We start from the raw sequence: 17,305 nt of genomic DNA, 5'->3' as shown, positions 1-17,305 counted from the left end.
GGTGTTTGGGCAACACCGTATAGATGAAAAGCGACCACACATAAAAAAACCGCCCAGGAGGGCGGTTTTTCAATTTCTTCTGTGGGGCGTGCAAAGACTCGCTCAGCGTTCCAGCATCTCCAGCTTGCCGGTTTTCCCATCCCATTCCTCTGCATCCGGCAGGGGATCTTTCTTCTCGGTGATATTCGGCCATACCTCCGACAGCTCCGCGTTCAGCTCGATATATTCCTGCTGATCGTCCGGTACCTCATCTTCCGAGAAGATGGCATTGGCAGGGCACTCAGGCTCGCACAGTGCACAGTCGATACACTCGTCCGGGTGGATCACCAGGAAGTTGGGGCCTTCGTAGAAGCAGTCTACCGGGCAAACTTCCACACAGTCGGTGTATTTGCACTTGATGCAGTTTTCCCCAATTACGAATGTCATGCTTGTCCCTCGATAATGCTGATGCGTTTCCGCTGCCCGGTCGGCTCCGTATGCCGGAACCTGACCTCATTCTTGAAAGCTGCGGATTTTAGCAATAACTGGCGCGAATTGTAGTGGCTTTTGAGTCGAATTGGTTGGGTGCTTATAACAGTTTGCGCAGAGCGTAGAGCTGTTCCAGTGCCTGGCGCGGTGTCATATCGTCCGGGTCCAGAGATTCCAGGGCCTCCACTGCCGGATGTGGTGCGCTGCCGAACAGGTCCACCTGTGCCGGAGCCGCGGTCTTTGTTTGCGTAGCTGGGGCCTTTACTGGCGGAACGGGTTGAGGGGGCGGCTCGTTTGCCGACGGCTGCGCGGGTGCGCCCGGGCCCGAGTCGCGGGTGGTGTTTCCCGCTTCCAGCGCGGCCAGGCGGGCCTTGGCTTCTTCCAGCACTTCCTGCGGGATCCCGGCCAGCTTGGCCACCTGCAGGCCGTAACTCTTGGATGCGGGACCTTCCTGAATACGATGCAGGAACACGATGGAATCCCCGTGCTCGGTGGCATTCAGGTGGATATTGGCTGCGTCGGGACACTGGTCGGGCAGCTCCGTCAGCTCGAAATAGTGGGTGGCGAACAGGGTAAAAGCGCGCACCCGGTCGGCCAGGAAGTGGGCGCATGCCCAGGCCAGGGAAAGGCCGTCGTAGGTACTGGTACCGCGGCCGATCTCATCCATCAGGATCAGGCTGTGCTCACTGGCGTTACGCAGGATATTCGCGGTCTCCGTCATCTCCACCATAAAAGTGGAGCGCCCACCGGCCAGGTCGTCGGCACTGCCGATACGGGTAAAGATCCGGTCCAGCAGGCCGATACGGGCACTGTCCGCGGGCACAAAACTGCCGCAATGGGCGAGCAGGGCAATCAGCGCGGTCTGTCGCATATAGGTCGACTTACCGCCCATATTCGGGCCGGTAATGACGAGCATGCGACGGGACTCGTGCAGATCGATGTCGTTGGCCACAAACGGGTCGTCCAGAACCTGCTCCACCACCGGATGGCGACCGCCTTCCACGTGAATGCCGGGTTGTTCGGACAGTTCGGGTTGGCTGAGGCGCAGCTGGTCGGCGCGCTCGGCCATATTCGCCAGTACGTCCAACTGGGATACTGCGGCGGCGGCCGTCTGCAGTGCGGCCAGATGTTCATTGAGGGTGGTGATCAGCTCCTCGTAGAGGAATTTTTCCCGGGCCAGTGCGCGACTCTTGGCGGAAAGCGCCTTGTCTTCAAACTCTTTCAGTTCCGGGGTAATAAAGCGCTCGGCATTTTTTAGAGTCTGGCGACGGATATAGTCGGCCGGTGCCTTGTCACTCTGTCCGCGGCTGATTTCAATAAAGTAGCCGTGCACCCGGTTGTAGCCGACCTTCAGGGTGGGGATACCGGTGCGCTCTTTCTCCCGCAACTCCAGCTGTACCAGATAATCCCCGGCGTTCTCACTGATCCCGCGCAGCTCATCCAGTTCCTCGTCAAAGCCCTCCGCAATCACACCGCCTTCGCGGATTACCACCGGCGGATTTTCTACCAGCGCGCGCTGGAGCAGCTCCACGGTTTCCGGCCACTGCCCCATCTCGCTGCTCAATTGGCCGAGCAGGGCGGCATCGGTTTCGCTGAGCTGGCGCTGCAGTTCCGGGAACTGGGCCAGCGACATACCCAGACGCGACAGGTCTCGCGGGCGTGCGGAGCGCAGCGCCAGGCGGCCGAGAATCCGCTCCATATCGCCGATGGGCTTGAGTGCTTCGCGCAGAGGCTCGAAGCGGTAGTCGCTAATCAACGCGGCAATCGCCTGCTGGCGTTGCTGCAGCGTATTCAAGTTGCGCAGGGGATTGTTCAGCCAGCGGCGCAGCAGGCGGCTGCCCATGGCGGTCTTACAGGCGTCGAAAACTGACAGCAGCGTATTGTCGTCGCCGCCGTTCAGGTTGGTATCGATTTCCAGGTTGCGGCGGCTGGCGGGGTCCAGGGCCACGGTATCTTCGCTGCGCTCGGTGCGCAGGGTGCGGATATGGGGCAGGTCTGTGCGCTGGGTATCGCGCGCATACTGCAACAGGCAGCCAGCGGCGGATAGCGCCGCGTGCATATGGCTGCAGCCGAATGCCTCCAGGTCCAGGGTGCCAAACTGGCGATTGAGCAGACGCAGGGCGCTTTCCAGGTCGAACTCCCAGGGCGCACGGCGGCGCAGGCCCGCGCGGCGTTCGATTTCAGCGGGGAGGCTGAGGTCTTCCGATACCAGCAATTCGGTAGGGCTGAAGCGCTGGATCTGTTCTACCAGAGCTTCCAGGGTATCCACTTCCTGCACTGCGAAGTACCCGGTGCCCACATCCAGCAGGGCCAGGCCAAAGTGGTCGCCCACCAGCACCGCGGAGGCCAGCAGGTTGTCCCGACGCTCGTTCAGCAGCGCCTCGTCGGTGACGGTGCCTGGAGTCACGATACGCACTACCTTGCGCTCCACGGGCCCCTTGCTGGTGGCAGGATCGCCAATCTGTTCGACAATGGCCACGGAGACGCCGGCCTTGATCAGCCGCGCCAGATAGCCCTCGGCCGCGTGGTAGGGAATGCCGGCCATGGGAATCGGTTGCCCACCGGATTTGCCGCGGGCGGTCAGGGTCACATCCAGCAGCTCCGCCGCGCGCTTGGCATCGTCATAGAACAGCTCGTAGAAGTCTCCCATGCGGTAGAACACCAGCTCCTGGGGATGCTCCGCCTTGATACGCAAATATTGCTGCATCATCGGTGTGTGTTCGGGCTTGGCGGTTTTAGCTGCGGTTGCGGGCATGAATAAAAAATCTTTATAAAACAGTGGGTTATTTGTTTTTCTGTGCCGGCCTCCGGGGCCGGGGACGGGACAGGAGCCTCCCGTTGCGGGCGAATGGCACAAGCGCGCAAGGATACCAAAGCGGCCTGCAAACCACTATCGGCTACACCGCTAGACCGTATGGTCGGGTTCTAGATGATCGGGAGTACGGACGAGGATAGGCGGCTGGCAAGGCTCGTGCGCAGTTTGGGGAAATCCCGAGGAAACCGTTATTTCCCGTTCCACTGTTGCCATCTTAAGCTGGTAAGAGGTCATGCTGGCAGTGCGTGCCGTGAGCGCCGAAGGAGGTAACATGAACCTACATATTCTTTCCCTGGAGGGACAGTTTTATCTCGTTGAGGCCGTAGATGAGAATGGCAGGGAGCTCTTGACGGACAGAAAGGATAGGCCCCACCGGTTTCACTGCCTGGAAGAGATCCGCGATCATTTTCACAGTCACAAACTCGAGGAGGTTTGGCTGGAACAGCTGACCCCGTATGAGGAAATGTGCGGGCTCGAGGATGAGACTTCGCCGCTTAGAGTTCAGTTGCACTGGTAAGCTGGCACGATTTGCTGGGTTTCTACCTGGCACGCGCCAGATGATCGTTTGCATGCGAGCCTGCTCAGGCAGGTTCCATGGCCTCGCTTGATAATACGTGTGAGATTTCGTCGATCAAGCGCTCACCCGCTGTCCCCAGTGCTTTACGCCGCGACCAGATAATATCGGTGCAATAAGGGGGGGAGGTCAGCTGGAAATCTGTGTCGAGAATCTTGATTGCACCGCTGTCGATATGCGGCCGTGCAATATGCAGTGGGGTAGACGCCCAGCCCAGTCCGGCAGTAAGCATGGTCATTAACAGCGTACAGCTCTCCAGATACCAGATACGATCACCGAGATCGTTTTTCGGCATTGATGTCGTGTCACTGCTTGTGCTGATACGGAGATGCAGGTGGTTGTGCAGATCCTGAATGCGAACGGTGTCCAGCGTGCTAAGTGCATGACTCTTGCCAGCAACCAAAACAAACGAACCGTTGCCCACACCGCGGAAGTCGAAGTCTTCCGGGTAATCGCTCTGGCTGGGAACAATTCCGATATCTGCCTTTCCCTCGCGTACCAGTATTGCGGCGCTTTCGCCAGATGCATGTAATAACGTCACGCTGACGGTGCCGAACTCCTCGTAAAAAGATTTCAGGCTTTGAGTCAGTAATTTAAGCTCGATCGCGGATTCATCGACCGCAATGGTGAGAGCTTCCTCCAGCCCGGCATTGAGGCTGCGACTCTTGGCGTCAAAGCGAGAGTAAGAATTGAGTAGTGAGCGTACATCGTGCAGTAGCGAGCGCCCCTGTGCGGTAAGTTTTGGCTCGCGACCGGAGCGATCAAACAGGTTGAGGCCTGTGTCAATCTCCAGGTTGCTAATCAATCCCGAAACCGTGGACTGCGCCTTGCCCAAAGAACGCGCCGCTGCAGAAAAAGATCCGCTGCGTGCCGCGGCCTCAAATGCTTCCAGCTGTTCAGGAGCAATAAAAAAGCGCGATCCCATATATGACCCGATAGTTTCTCTAATTATCGTTATGTGGTGGTTAGTCGATATTGGACCTAGTGAGTGTCAGTGTTTGTAACGATCTGTCACTACAGGCTGCTGAACCTGAAGCCATGTTGGGGCAGGCCGTGGCCACACATTTTCGTTTGATGGAATTCACTGTATCAGGGCGCGCTGGGGGAAAAGCAGGCGTTGATCTGTTTTGGTTGGTGGTCTTGTGTTGAGCTTTAACTTGATCCTCATCCTGTGAACCACTTGGGAGCATTTTCGCTTCCTTTTACTTTGTGCAAACTTCCTGTTGCACCGTGGCGCTAAATGTGAAGAATAAAATATTCAATATTGAACTTACATTTGTAATTGGTTATTTGTTATGCGGGTTAAAGGCGTTCTGTCCAGGGTCGCAGGGTTTTGCGCAGTGATGTCCATTGCCTCCGGGATTGCCGGATGTGAGAAGACAAGCGCAGAGCTGACGCCTCACACGGACCATAAACTGGATCTGCGCCAGAAGGTGGCGCAAAAGCTGATGCTCGATATCCGGTATTTCTGTCCAGACGTGCAGCGGCCTATGGCGGGCAAGGAGGGTAACCGCCAGTGCGATAACCCGGTGACAGAGCTTCCGTCGGAACTTGCCAGCATGATTCGGGATACCGACCTCGGTGGCATTATTCTGTTTGCCGATAACCTGGAACATAGCGCGCAAATCGTAAGACTCAATAGAGCCCTGCAGCAGGCTGCCGCGCAGTCGCGCAGTGGTTTGCCGTTGTTGATTGGTATCGACCAGGAGGGCGGCCGTGTAAACCGCTTGCCGAGAGATGAAGCCGCGGCTTTTGCCGGTAACATGGCCATCGGTGCGACCTATGCCCGCGAAGGCGACCGTTTTGCCAGCGCTACGGCAGAAGTGATGGCGGATCAGCTGCGCGCGCTGGGGTTCAATGTGAATTTTGCCCCTACGCTGGATGTAAACAGCAACCCGGACAACCCGGTAATTAATGTGCGTTCCTATAGCGAGAACCCACAGGTGGTGGCGGATCTCGGATCGGCGAGTGTCGCGGCATTTCAGCGACGCGGTGTTGCTGCAACGGTAAAGCATTTTCCCGGCCACGGGGATACCAGCGTCGACAGCCACACAGGGCTACCGCGGGTGGAGCGCTCCATGGATCGGGCTCGCGCGGTGGATCTGTTGCCCTTTCAACAGGTCATCCATAACGCGCAACCGGCGCTGACGATGACCGCACATATCCAGTATCCGGCGTTGGACACTAAAACGCTTACCTCCCTCTCCGGTGAGCAGATGCTTGCACCCGCGACGCTGTCTCGCAAAATCCTCACTGGCATTCTGCGTGAACAGATGGGTTATCAGGGGGTGATTGTGACCGACTCCCTCAATATGGCCGGCATCAGCGACTACTTTACGCCGGAAGAGGCCGTGGTAAATACCTTCGCTGCGGGTGCGGACATCGCACTGATGCCGGTCAAAATTCGTTACCCGGAGGATTTGGTACAGCTGGATCGTCTGATCGGCCGGGTGGTTTCTGCGCTGCAGGCTGGTGAGCTATCACTGGATGAACTGGATACTTCTGTGGCTCGGGTGCAACGCTTGAAGCAGGTCTATGTGGACAAACAATGGGCCCAGCTTGAAGAGGCCGAGGCTGTCGACGGTGCGGCAAAGGTATTGGCCTCTGCTGAGCATCGCGCACTTGCGGACTCCCTGGCGAGTGCAGCGCTGACCCATATTTTTGAGCCGCGACTGTCTGCATTACCCGTGATTGACGCGAAAACTCAGCGGGTACAGATACTTGCGCCCAATCGTGCCATAGGCAAGGCATTCAGTATCGCACTGGCAGGGGTAAGTGATGCGGAAGTTTCGCTACTTGCGCCTAAGCAGGCAGTGACGGAAGTTGCCCGGTCGAATGCAGATACCCTGATCGTCGCGAGTATTGTGCCGGCGGAAAGCGCGGTTGAACTCGGCGGAATGGAAGACCTTCCAGCATTACAGGAGCGTACCATCGACTCTGAGGCTCTCTACGATATTTATCGTCGGTCACTGCAAGCGGCGAATGCACGCGGGGCGAAAACGGTGTTTATCAGCATGCGCTCGCCATACGAGGCTACGCGCTTCGAGACCCTTGCGGATGTGCACCTGGCAAGTTTCGACTACAAGGCTTATATCGGACCCAATCAGAGCCTGGAGGGACCGATATACCGAGCTCTGGCCAATGCGCTTGTCAGCACGGAACCAGCCTCAGGCCAAATGCCGGTGACGGTTTCCGTAACCAGCAGACTACATACGGACAACGCTTACACGAGCGATGAAGGGTGAGGATACTACAACGCCAGCGAATACTATTTGTTCCCCCTTTGGTTGGTCATTTAGTGATATCGGTATAGATCTTCACACTTGCAGGTGCCGAAATTAGAAAAATAGCAGGTGCGTTCGCAGTTACAGGACCTGCCTGTATCAGGCGCCCGCTTTTTGACGGCTTCGTATTATCCGACTGCCTCGAGGCATTGGTTGGCGTGGGTATGGTGGATGGCGTCACCGGTTGCGCGATAGCGACGGAAGACGGGCTCTCCCTGGCGCTCAGTGAATTGCTTTATAAGGGGGGAAGGCACTGTCATCCTCCCTGATTACACAGGGAGGAGTTTCGACTGTTCCTGCGAGTCTTCAGGAGTCCTTGGCAGCCAGCACCGCCTGATTGATATCGGGGTAACCACTGAGCTTTTGTGGGAAATACTTTTCCAGTAGCGCGAGCAAAATTGCTCGACTGTGATTATCTACCTCACCATCCACTTTCCAAGGGCGGAAGTGGTACTGGAAGGCGCGGGTATAGAGAGTGATTTCTTCATCCGTTGCCGTTTCCGGATCAATTCCGTACCCATAATCTCTGAGCCACTGGGCAAATCGCAAGCGCACGCTTTCCCGGTCACTGCTAGTGTTGCCATTCAGGTAATCCAGGTGACGCGTTACTGTTTCATCATCAAACCACGCACCAATACCCGCTTCTGCCAGCTGCTGCCAGGGAAACTTGGGACCGGGATCAATTTTCCAGTGAGGGATAATGTCTCCGTGGCCTACCACGCGGGTAGGTGAGATATCCGGATAGCGCGCGAGAATATCCTTCGAGAGTGCAATCACCAATTCCATTTGTTTGGAGTCGAAGTCCGGGAAGAAGCATACTGCCTCTGTCTCAGCTTCCGGTGTAGATTCAGCGGGCGGGTGACAGTGACTTTTGTTAACTATCTCAATACCAATGGAGTGGTCGTTCAACTGGCTGCGGTCTTCCCAGATACTTGTTCCCGCATGCCACGCCCGGCGGGTTTCGTCCACTAGCTGATACACCCGCAGATCGTCGTGCGGGTAACTGGGATCGTTGCTTTCTGGAATCAGGTAATGAGAACTTACCGGCGAAGAACTAGGTTGGGTGAGTACCCGCAATGAGGTATCGAAGTCGATTGTGGTGAAATGCATCACCAGGAACCGAACACGCTCACTCGCATTTTTTGATTCGACGACTTCGATTTTGTAGGCGTCACTCGTGTGATTGAGGCCGCTACTTGTGTTGGTGCAGCCTGAATTCAGTAAAGCTGCGGATACCGCAGAAGCGAGGAGGGCGGCGCGCCCCAGTGTTTGTATTATTTTGCCTGACATAGTGAATCCTTCAGCGCCTTGCCCCCAAAGCTAAGTATTTTGAAACGTTTGGCGAATCACCGTCGATCGATTAGAGCGATAGGTGAATGGTCTGCTATGAGCGATCCCCAGCTATTCTCTGGCTCAGCATAAGTCATTCCTGTTGGCGTATTAACGTTCACTAATATCGTTTTACGCGCCAGATTGTTGTTTGCTTTACTCATTCTACAAATAAAATATTCCGACTGTGTAGTATTTTTGGAATTTTATAAGTGGATATGTGGCTCGTTTTTGAGTTACATCGTCGCTATCAGGAACATCGCGCCATTAGCTGAATCCTCAATCCTTACCTGACAGTTTCCACTAAATGGCGTTTAAAGTGTTTTTTGGGGCTGCTATAGCACCTGCGTAATTATTCCTTTTGAGTGATTCTTAATCTTGTGGGACCTCAGCGCGAGAATTCCTAGTGTTGATACATACGTCTAACCAAGCTGTCTAAGCTGTCTTTTTTATAATTTGAAGAAATTTTATTGAATTTTTTATGATTTTCCTCTCGCCTGAAGGGAATTTTTTTCGCAGAATGCTCTTGGAATATCTTATTCCTTGCGTTGAGTGCTAAAGATATATTTTATCGGTTTGACCGATAGATGCTACTGACTGAGAACCAATAACTACGCACCACTACCGGCGCTGATGGGAAGTTGAGAACAGATCAACTCTTTCCCCATGGGGACAAACACAATAAATGCCTGGGAGGCCATCCATGTTCCAGAAAACGAAATTGAGCTCCTCGCTCCAGACAGCAACCTCGACAACACTTACACGTTCTGCGGCCGCTGTAGCAGGCGTGTTGTTTTCCATGTCTGTTGCTGCTCAGCAATCCGGAAGTATCCAGGGTACTGTCTATCTCGATGAAAATGTCGAAGCGGCGGGCGTAACCATTACAGCAAGTAGCCCAGTAATGCCGAAGAGCAGAACCGTAAAAACAGATGCGGACGGCGAATTCAGACTACCGGCGCTGATTCCCGGCACTTACGTGCTTGAACTTACCACTGCAGACGGCATTACCCGCGCTGTCACCACTCGCGTCTTACTCGATCAGAAGTCCAATGTAAGCGTGGTGATGGTCCCTGAGTCCGCAGGTAACCTGGAAGAGGTCGAAGTGACGGGCCAGCAAGTGGTCGTCGGCGGCAATGCTTCCCTGTCTGACGCGATTGGTGAGGATGTTATTAGTCGATTACCAGTGGGGCAGGACCTTCGCGATCTTCTCAAGTTGGCGCCTGGTGTTCAGTACACCCAGGATAGTATTCGTGGCCCAAGCGCTGGTGGTCACGGTCAAGACAATGTTTACAAATTCGATGGGGTAAACGTCACCTTGCCGTTATTTGGTACTCTGTCCGCAGAGCCCTCCAGTCAAGACGTAGAGCAGATTTCTATTGAGCGCGGTGGCGCTCGCGCAATCGGCTTTAACCGTGCCGGTGGTGTTTCTGTGAATACGAAGACCAAGTCCGGCACCAACGAGTACAAGGGCAGTGTCGAATACAGGCTTCAGAACGCAGGCATGCGGGGTGAAACCAAGGAGGGGACTCGTGCTGAAACCGACTACAGCTGGATGACGGCCAATGTTGGCGGCCCGATCATTGAGGATCAGTTGTTTTTCTATGGCTCCTACTATGGGCCGCGTGAATTCCGCGACAACAAGGAAACTGCATACGGCCCCACCAAGGATTACTCAAGTGAGCGCGATGAGTACTACGGCAAGCTGACTTGGGCCCCGATCGATAGCGTATTACTGAATGCTGCCTATCGTACTTCAGAACGTGTCAACGAGGGTGCATCGATCTCATTTGATGAGGCGGATTCCGTGTCCGTTGGTGAGATGTCTGGCATGGACATTCTGTCCGTGGACGGCTCCTGGGTAATCAATGACAGCACCACCGTGAGCTTCCAATACAGTGATTACGCTCTGGAAACCATTGCGGTTCCGGATACTCGTCTAGCGGTCCAGCCCGCCGTGGGGCAGGCGCTGGATATCGCTAACCTAGATCAGATGGGCTACTTCTACGTACCCGACCTGAGCACTGATGATCCCGCGTGGAATGCACTTGTACAGCCGTTTGTCGACCAGTATGGCTACATTGAGGATGGGGTGGCGACAGGCGGTGGTGGTGTCGGTGGTTATTACCAGAATGACGAGATTAGCTTCTATCGCGAGAGTTTCGAGGTTGCTCTGGATCACACCATGGAAATAGGTTCCACTTCCCATGATTTGCATGTCGGTTACCAGTGGTCCGAGGGGCAAGAGCGCCTGCTGCGCACATCTAATGGCTGGGGTAGCATTCGTGTCATCGATGGTGCAGAGGATACTAATGCGCCGGATAATGCGCGTTTTTACGGCTTGACTGAGCAAATGAGTTTGGCTCAGGCTGATGGTAGTCGAGTCCCGCCGATTGATTCCTTTGTCGTGACTCAGAATTTTGAGGTCAACGATTCTATTTCCTGGGGTGATTTCATTTTCGACGTCGGTTTTCTGATGAGTCAGGACACTCTTTATGGTCAGGGACTGCGGGAGGTCGGCGGTAACCTTTCAGGGTATGAGTTGTCCCCAGGCACAAAGTACGAGATGCACAAGGTGGACTGGAAGGACATGATCCAGCCACGTTTAGGTGTCACTTGGTCTTACAATGACTCGGATACCGTGTTCGCGAGTTTCGCCCAATACAACCCTGCTGCAAGCTCCCTGGCTCGTGCCGCTTCGTGGGATCGCGGTACCCAGCAGACTCTGGAAGTTTATTGGGATGAAAATGGGGAGTTTATCCAGTCCTCTGGTCGTGAAGGTTCCACAGGTAAGTTTTTCCAAGATGGAATAAAACCGCGCCGTGTCGACGAGTTAACTATTGGTACCACCAAGGAGTTGGATCACGGCTTCAGTGTGCGCTCCCACATTCGCTATCGTGAAGGTTCTCACTTCTGGGAAGATACCTGGAATGGTTCTCGTACTTACGGTTGCTACGGTGTTGATGAGAATCAGGATGGTGAAGGTGATTTCTGTGTGCCGGATTCAATTGCGGCGAAGGGGCTGTATATTCCGGACCTGGATGCCAAGCTTGCAGAAGTTGAGAGTCCGTCCGCAACTTATGTTATTGCGGAGCTTGATGACGCTTACACCAAGTACTTGGAGTTCAGCCTGGAGGCAACCTGGGTTGGTGAGCGAACCTATCTAAATGCATCCTACACGCGTAGCCGTTACCGGGGTAACTTCGACCAGGACAACACCACTTGGACGAACGATGCCAACTCCTTTATTGGCTCCTCTTGGTTGGCCGATGGTAAGGGTCGCCAGGTATGGGATAACCGGGAGGGTACTCTGCGCGGTGATAAGCCCAACCTGTTTAAGGTATTTGGTCAATACACCCTGGACTGGAATGCAAATGTTGGTGCCTACCTCGTGTATCAGTCAGGCCAGCCTTGGGAAAACTGGGATGGCACGCCCTACGGTTACTCCAGTGCTACCAGTCGTTTTGCCGAACCAGCAGGTAGTCGTCGAACAGCTAGCCACTGGCAGATGGATCTGAGCTATACGCAGAACTTCAACGTTTTTGCCGATTACGCGCTGAAATTCCGAGCGGATGTATTTAACGTATTCGATCGCCAAACTGGCTACAACGTGGATCCGGAAGTGGGTTATGTTGCTTACGGTGAGCCTCGCAGTTACTACGCGCCGCGCCGAGTCCAATTGTCTGTTGGTATGGACTTCTGATCGGGAAATATTCTACAAAACTCTCCTAGATCGTATTTTTTGCCCCGGCTTTGCCGGGGCTTTTTTTGTCAGTTACTTTTGAGCGGCAAGCTAACCTTAAAAACTATAAAATTATTTTTATTGGTTCGTATTGAATAATTTATTCGTAATTGGATATGGGTTTGCAGTAAGATATGCAGGTACCAATTAAAATAACTGATCGTATCTAAATATGGATTGTGCACTGGGTTTTCTACCAGATCTGAAGCGCTGCTCTCGTACCTGGATCGCGAGCATGCTGTGCATCACCATCGCCTCATGTGGAAGCGCGCATGACGGCGGGGTGGTATCTTCAACCGAAAATAATGGCGTTCAGGCGGGTGCAAAGCAGTTGCCCACTTTCCAGACGGACGTCCCGGATCTGCATGAAGAAATGTTAGGACTGGAGTTTTGGACGCGGCGCATCCACTCAGATGTTCGCCGTATGGAGCCTGTCGAAATCCAGGCATTCAATCAGGAAAATCTTTCCACAGATCAGTATCTCCATAATCTCGAACAGTTCCCGGATACCATGACGCAGGCAGATGTTGTTGCGTTGATCGATCAGGTGAGTCGCCCAGCGTCTTCACCACGTTACTTTACTGACGGACGTCAGCTTTCCGACAGTGACTATGCCGGGCTTGAGGCGAACGTGCAGCGGCCCGCTCTGGCTGACGAGATAGCTGTCCGCTGGGGTGTGGTTGTCGAGCGCGCTAGTATGCGCAGCTATCCGACAGACACGCGGGTCGTGAAGCACCCGCAAGACTATGACCTGGACCGCTTTCAGGAGACCGGGGTATTCCCCGGCCAGCGCCTCGCCATTTTGCATGAAAGCGCTGATGGCCAATGGTTGTTTGCGGTGAATTACCACTATGCAGCCTGGCTGCCAAAGCGGGCAGTGGCGGTAGGCGAGCGCAGTAAAATTAATCAATGGTACCAATCCTCCCCGAGATTGACTGTCACCGGGTCGCAGGTAAAAACCAATTACAACCCGGTAGATCCCCGCACCTCGGAAGTTGTTCTGGATATGGGCGTATCACTGCCACTGATGAGTGCGGCGGATGTGGGGCATAACGTGAATGGCCAGAATCCACAGGCCAGCTACATTGTGGCATTGCCGGTACGCGATACAGAGGGGAGATTGGAATTTGAGCCCACCTTGATCGGGCGTGGCCAGGACGTTAGTCCCGGCCTGCTTGAATATCGCCCGTCGCTTGTGCTGGAGCAGGCATTCAAGTTCCTCGGCGAGCGCTACGGCTGGGGGCATGATTATAACGGGCGTGATTGCACGGGGTTCGTGGGGGAAGTGTATAAATCCTTCGGTATTCTGATGCCGCGTAATTCTGGCCAGCAGGGAAAAAGCGACTTCGCGCCGACAAAACGGTTTGCACCGGAAGATCACGCGGCGCGAGCGGAGGCGCTCGCTGCCCTTCGAGTCGGCGATCTCATTTACATTCCCGGACACGTCATGATGTATATCGGCGAGGTTGAGGGAGAGCCTTACGTAATCCACGATGTTACCGGGCTCAGCTATTACCAGAGCGACGAATCTCTGTATCGGGGCACGCTTTCCGGCGTTTCCATTACACCGCTCAGCCCAATGCGGCTCAGCAAAGACAAAAGCTATATCGATGGCATCTATGCCATAAAAACCATTATCTGATTGGTGCTGCCATGAAAATCGTAGACGTAAAGCTGGGCATGCTGCGGGTTCCTCTGGTAACCCCGTTCAAAACCGCATTGAGAACCGTCGATGCTGTCGAGGATGTGGTGGTTATGCTGGAGACCGACACGGGACACGTTGGCTTCGGCAACGCCCCGGCTACCGCGGTGATTACCGGTGATACTCACGGCTCGGTGATCGAGGCTGTACGCACGGTGTTTACCCCATTGCTGTTGGAGCGCGACGTGGCAGACCTGAATCGTCTCACTCGCCAGATTCAGGGGGCAATGATCAATAACACCAGTGCCAAAGCGGCGGTGGAGATCGCTTTGTTTGACCTGTTTGCGCAGAGCTATAAAACACCGCTCTATCGAATCCTCGGCGGTGGTGAAAACAGCCTTACCACCGATATCACCATCAGTGTCGACTATATCGAAAAGATGGTGGCAGATGCTGAAAGTGCGGTGGAGCGAGGCTTTGAGATCCTGAAACTCAAGGTAGGTAAAGATATCGGCCTGGATATCGAGCGAATCAGAGCGGTGTACGCGGCAGTAAAAGGGCGCGCCTTGCTGCGTCTGGACGCGAATCAAGGCTGGAGCCCGAAACAGGCGGTGCTCGCCATTCGTGGCCTGGAAGAGGCGGGGGTGCTGCTTGAGCTCGTGGAGCAGCCGGTCAAGGCGAACAATCTTGAGGGGATGCGCTATATCGCGGAACGCGTCAGAACGCCGATTATGGCCGATGAAAGCGTTTTCGGGCCGCAGGAAGTGATGAAGGTCATCGACCAGCGGGCGGCTGACATCATCAATATCAAACTGATGAAGACCGGCGGTATTTCCAATGCGCTGAAGATTGCCGATATCGCGGACCTGCACGACGTGGAATGTATGGTGGGCTGTATGCTGGAAACGAGCATCGGCGTTTCCGCAGCGGCGCATGTGGCGGCCGCCAAGGCCCCGGTAGTGTCCAAGTTGGACCTGGATGTGCCATCCCTGTGCAAATTTGACCCCGTGGTCGGTGGCGCGTCCTACAAGGATGCGGATATCATTCTGAATGAAACCCCGGGCCTCGGTATTGAAAAAATCGAGGGCTTGCAGCTGTTGGCCTGATGGCCGGCGTGACGCGGAGTGATAACGCACCCCATGACCTGTCTTTTGAAAATGCGCGCGATGCGCGACCAGATGTCGGTAAATGAGCGCAAGCTCGCGGACTTTATTCTGGATAATACGCAGTTATTGCGCGACTACTCGTCTTCCCAGTTAGCGGATGCAGTGGGCGTCAGTCAGTCCAGTGTGGTCAAGTTTTCGCAGAAGCTGGGCTATCGGGGCTATCCGAGCCTGAAGCTGGCGGTTTACGAGTCGTACGCCGGTGCCGGGATGGCGGCTGATGAGGAAAAGGCCAGGCACTTTTCGCAGTCCGATAGCCCGCTCAGTACCCTTGGGCAAAAAAAGCTGGAGGTACTGGAGAATACCGTCAGTATCAATGAGGCGGAACAGCTGGCCGCAGCAATCAGCGCAATCCGCGATGCCCGCTGTATACAGATTTCCGCTTGCCCCGGCTCGGTATCGGTCGCGCGTTACCTCACCCATCAACTACTCGAACTCGGCTGTTGGGCGGTGTTCGATGAGGGTGGACAGCTGCAGCAGCGTATTGCCGATTCTCTGCGCGATGACGATCTACTGTGTATTCTGTGTGATTTTGGTGGTGAGGAATCGCTGGTAGAGGTGGCGAATCGTGCGCGGGAGCATGGTGTCAAGGTGTTGAGCCTGACCCGCTATAACTACAATGCTGCCAGTATCCATTCGGATATTCGCTTGTATGTAGTGCCCTCGGAAGATGAAGAGGCGCTTCAGCGCTTGTTGTTCCGTTCGGCCCAGCTGCATGTGATTGAGGCACTGGTGAGCGGTCTTCTGGAGAGCCCGCAGTAAGATGTCTGCTTGAAAAATGTGATTGGCGTCGGGCGTTAGCCTGTCCAAAAAAGGCCACCGGGCGATGTCCGGTGGCCTTTTTATTTAGCGCCGTGGTTTATCTCCGCTGGTTTTTACCAGCTCCCACTGCATCTCGTAGTCCCACTGATCAAAGTACAGGTTGCCACCGCGCCACTCTACCTCACCTCGCTGGCTGTCGACCGTTTCCGAACGGAAGTGTTGTTTGGCCGGCACCAGCGGGCGGCTGTAGTCGGTGTTGAATATCAGTCGGTAACTGTCCAGGCCGCCGAGGTAGAACCAGCGCTCTGCTTCGTTTTCGCTGTCCAGCAGGCCGTGGGTGACGTCCATCGGCATCCATCCGTAGGGCGCCAGATAAAACTCGCCCCAGTCATGCATGGTGTCGAAACTTGCGGGAGAGAATTCCCAACCGGACTGCCAGCGCGCGGGGATGCCATTCATGCGCATCAGCGTAATCAGTAAAAGCGTCTGCTGGCCGCAGTCCGCGTGACCGGCATGGGCGGCGTACTGACTGATATTGCGGATGGTGGAATATTCGCGGGCGCCGGCCCAGGGAATCTCATCGACGTAGGCAAAGAGCTTCTGGGCAATGCGATAAGGGTTGGTCTCGTCGCCCACAATGCGTTTCGACAGGGCGCGCAGTTCGGGAGTGAACTGGATGTGCGGTGTTCGCTCTGCAAGAAATGGCGCGAGCTTTTTATGGTTCCCAGAAGCAACGTCCACAGGCGCAGTTTTTGCTGGCTCAAGCTTGAAATATCGGGACAGGCTGTCAAACGCGTATTCCACCGAAAAGCGGGTGGGTGTTCCTGCGCGGGCAGCCTGCTCGAAATAAATGGTGCGTTGCGGTGTCCCTGCCGGCGCCAGCGTGAAATCTGTGGGGGAGCTATTCAGTAGTGCGATATTTTCCTGGCGCTCGGGCAGTTCCTGCGGAAAGGGTAGCCAGGCTCGCACCATTTCTCCGTCGGGTACGGTATCTGCATCCACTGTGAGGGAGTAGGTGATGGCAAGGCGCTGGCGCAGGGGCGCAGCATCGTCATCGTGTGTCTCGATGACCGCGGTGTGGTGCGGGTGCAATTGGTATAGCGGGGCCTTGTCTGTGAAGCGCCGGTAGTCCGCGGTGCGCGCTGCGGCTTCAGCTGAAATGTGAACCAGGTTATAGGCCGCTTTATTGAAATAGCGTCGCTTGCCGTTGATGGTTTTGTATTCCAGCAGTCCGGCCTCGTCCCAGTGTGTTATATCGTTTTCTGTGGCGTCCGGAATGTAGCGCTGGATGGAAGCCAGTAATTGCTCTGGTGGGATCGTGAATTCCATCTCGATACGGCGCATGCGCTCGGCCTCAAAGGCGAGTGCGGCGCTGTCTGCGGTTGCCGGTTCCTTTTCCTGCATTGCACGGATATCCAGTTTGGCTTGCTGATAATGACCTTGATCAACCTGAACCTGTATTGCTGCGAGAGCACTTTGCTGTGCCATTGCTTGCTGGGCTATTGATAGTGGTGCGGCAAAGAGAGTGC

Annotated in this window: 11 protein-coding genes; 6 read left to right on the top strand and 5 right to left on the bottom strand. The window is 55.0% G+C overall.

The genetic code is table 11. The features are described 5' to 3' along the window. Positions 1-102 precede the first annotated feature (102 nt). On the bottom strand, positions 103-426 hold the full coding sequence (fdxA, locus tag B4U49_RS16240; RefSeq protein WP_078085655.1) for a ferredoxin FdxA: 324 nt from the start codon (positions 424-426) through the stop codon (positions 103-105). A gap of 142 nt (positions 427-568) precedes the next feature. After that, positions 569-3,223: a DNA mismatch repair protein MutS gene (mutS, locus tag B4U49_RS16235; RefSeq protein WP_078085654.1), complete on the bottom strand. Its 2,655-nt coding sequence runs from the start codon at positions 3,221-3,223 to the stop codon at positions 569-571. 331 nt (positions 3,224-3,554) lie between these two features. On the opposite strand from mutS, the gene B4U49_RS16230 reads away from it, so the two are divergent. Beyond that, on the top strand, positions 3,555-3,800 hold the full coding sequence (locus B4U49_RS16230) for a DUF6482 family protein (protein ID WP_078085683.1): 246 nt from the start codon (positions 3,555-3,557) through the stop codon (positions 3,798-3,800). A 64-nt stretch (positions 3,801-3,864) separates the two neighbouring features. On the opposite strand, the gene B4U49_RS16225 is transcribed toward B4U49_RS16230, so the two are convergent. Next, positions 3,865-4,782 (bottom strand): LysR family transcriptional regulator, encoded by a 918-nt coding sequence (locus B4U49_RS16225; protein ID WP_078085653.1) that lies wholly within the window; start codon positions 4,780-4,782, stop codon positions 3,865-3,867. A 418-nt stretch (positions 4,783-5,200) separates the two neighbouring features. Here B4U49_RS16225 and B4U49_RS16220 point away from each other — a divergent pair, with 418 nt between their 5' ends. Then, a complete protein-coding gene (locus B4U49_RS16220; RefSeq protein WP_158078644.1) occupies positions 5,201-7,102 on the top strand; it encodes a glycoside hydrolase family 3 N-terminal domain-containing protein in 1,902 nt (633 codons plus the stop codon). A 345-nt stretch (positions 7,103-7,447) separates the two neighbouring features. Here the strand turns inward: B4U49_RS16220 and B4U49_RS16215 are convergent, their stop codons facing one another. After that, a complete protein-coding gene (locus tag B4U49_RS16215) occupies positions 7,448-8,431 on the bottom strand; it encodes an N-acetylmuramoyl-L-alanine amidase (RefSeq protein WP_078085651.1) in 984 nt (327 codons plus the stop codon). A gap of 742 nt (positions 8,432-9,173) precedes the next feature. On the opposite strand from B4U49_RS16215, the gene B4U49_RS16210 reads away from it, so the two are divergent. The 4 genes from B4U49_RS16210 to B4U49_RS16195 all read left to right on the top strand — a co-directional run bounded on the left by B4U49_RS16210 (position 9,174) and on the right by B4U49_RS16195 (position 15,776). Beyond that, complete coding sequence (locus B4U49_RS16210) at positions 9,174-12,170, top strand: outer membrane beta-barrel protein (RefSeq protein WP_193432857.1); 2,997 nt, start codon at positions 9,174-9,176, stop codon at positions 12,168-12,170. Between the two features lie 274 nt (positions 12,171-12,444). Next, entirely contained in the window at positions 12,445-13,851 is a 1,407-nt protein-coding gene (locus B4U49_RS16205; protein ID WP_078085682.1) for an SH3 domain-containing protein, read from the top strand. Positions 13,852-13,862: 11 nt separating this feature from the next. Continuing rightward, positions 13,863-14,957 (top strand): dipeptide epimerase, encoded by a 1,095-nt coding sequence (locus B4U49_RS16200; protein WP_078085649.1) that lies wholly within the window; start codon positions 13,863-13,865, stop codon positions 14,955-14,957. Positions 14,958-14,990: 33 nt separating this feature from the next. After that, the gene (locus B4U49_RS16195; protein ID WP_078085648.1) at positions 14,991-15,776 is read left to right on the top strand and encodes a MurR/RpiR family transcriptional regulator; all 786 of its coding nucleotides are present in this window, start codon (positions 14,991-14,993) and stop codon (positions 15,774-15,776) included. Positions 15,777-15,860: 84 nt separating this feature from the next. Here B4U49_RS16195 and B4U49_RS16190 read toward each other — a convergent pair whose 3' ends face one another. Then, the gene (locus tag B4U49_RS16190) at positions 15,861-17,264 is read right to left on the bottom strand and encodes a transglutaminase-like domain-containing protein (RefSeq protein ID WP_078085647.1); all 1,404 of its coding nucleotides are present in this window, start codon (positions 17,262-17,264) and stop codon (positions 15,861-15,863) included. Between the last annotated feature and the right edge of the window lie 41 nt (positions 17,265-17,305).

Origin of the sequence: Microbulbifer mangrovi (genome assembly GCF_002009015.1) — a bacterium.
GTDB lineage: Bacteria > Pseudomonadota > Gammaproteobacteria > Pseudomonadales > Cellvibrionaceae > Microbulbifer > Microbulbifer mangrovi.
Note: the sequence above shows the minus strand (reverse complement) of the source record. Positions and strands in the feature narration are given on the sequence as shown.

Excerpts from the sequence above, each read along its gene's own strand:
- mutS (WP_078085654.1), bottom strand. The coding sequence starts at position 3,223 with ATGCCCGCAACCGCAGCTAAAACCGCCAAGCCCGAACACACACCGATG.
- B4U49_RS16225 (WP_078085653.1), bottom strand. The coding sequence starts at position 4,782 with ATGGGATCGCGCTTTTTTATTGCTCCTGAACAGCTGGAAGCATTTGAG.
- B4U49_RS16230 (WP_078085683.1), top strand. The coding sequence starts at position 3,555 with ATGAACCTACATATTCTTTCCCTGGAGGGACAGTTTTATCTCGTTGAG.
- B4U49_RS16210 (WP_193432857.1), top strand. The coding sequence starts at position 9,174 with ATGTTCCAGAAAACGAAATTGAGCTCCTCGCTCCAGACAGCAACCTCG.
- B4U49_RS16215 (WP_078085651.1), bottom strand. The coding sequence starts at position 8,431 with ATGTCAGGCAAAATAATACAAACACTGGGGCGCGCCGCCCTCCTCGCT.
- B4U49_RS16190 (WP_078085647.1), bottom strand. The coding sequence starts at position 17,264 with ATGGCACAGCAAAGTGCTCTCGCAGCAATACAGGTTCAGGTTGATCAA.
- B4U49_RS16200 (WP_078085649.1), top strand. The coding sequence starts at position 13,863 with ATGAAAATCGTAGACGTAAAGCTGGGCATGCTGCGGGTTCCTCTGGTA.
- B4U49_RS16205 (WP_078085682.1), top strand. The coding sequence starts at position 12,445 with ATGCTGTGCATCACCATCGCCTCATGTGGAAGCGCGCATGACGGCGGG.
- fdxA (WP_078085655.1), bottom strand. The coding sequence starts at position 426 with ATGACATTCGTAATTGGGGAAAACTGCATCAAGTGCAAATACACCGAC.
- B4U49_RS16195 (WP_078085648.1), top strand. The coding sequence starts at position 14,991 with ATGACCTGTCTTTTGAAAATGCGCGCGATGCGCGACCAGATGTCGGTA.
- B4U49_RS16220 (WP_158078644.1), top strand. The coding sequence starts at position 5,201 with ATGTCCATTGCCTCCGGGATTGCCGGATGTGAGAAGACAAGCGCAGAG.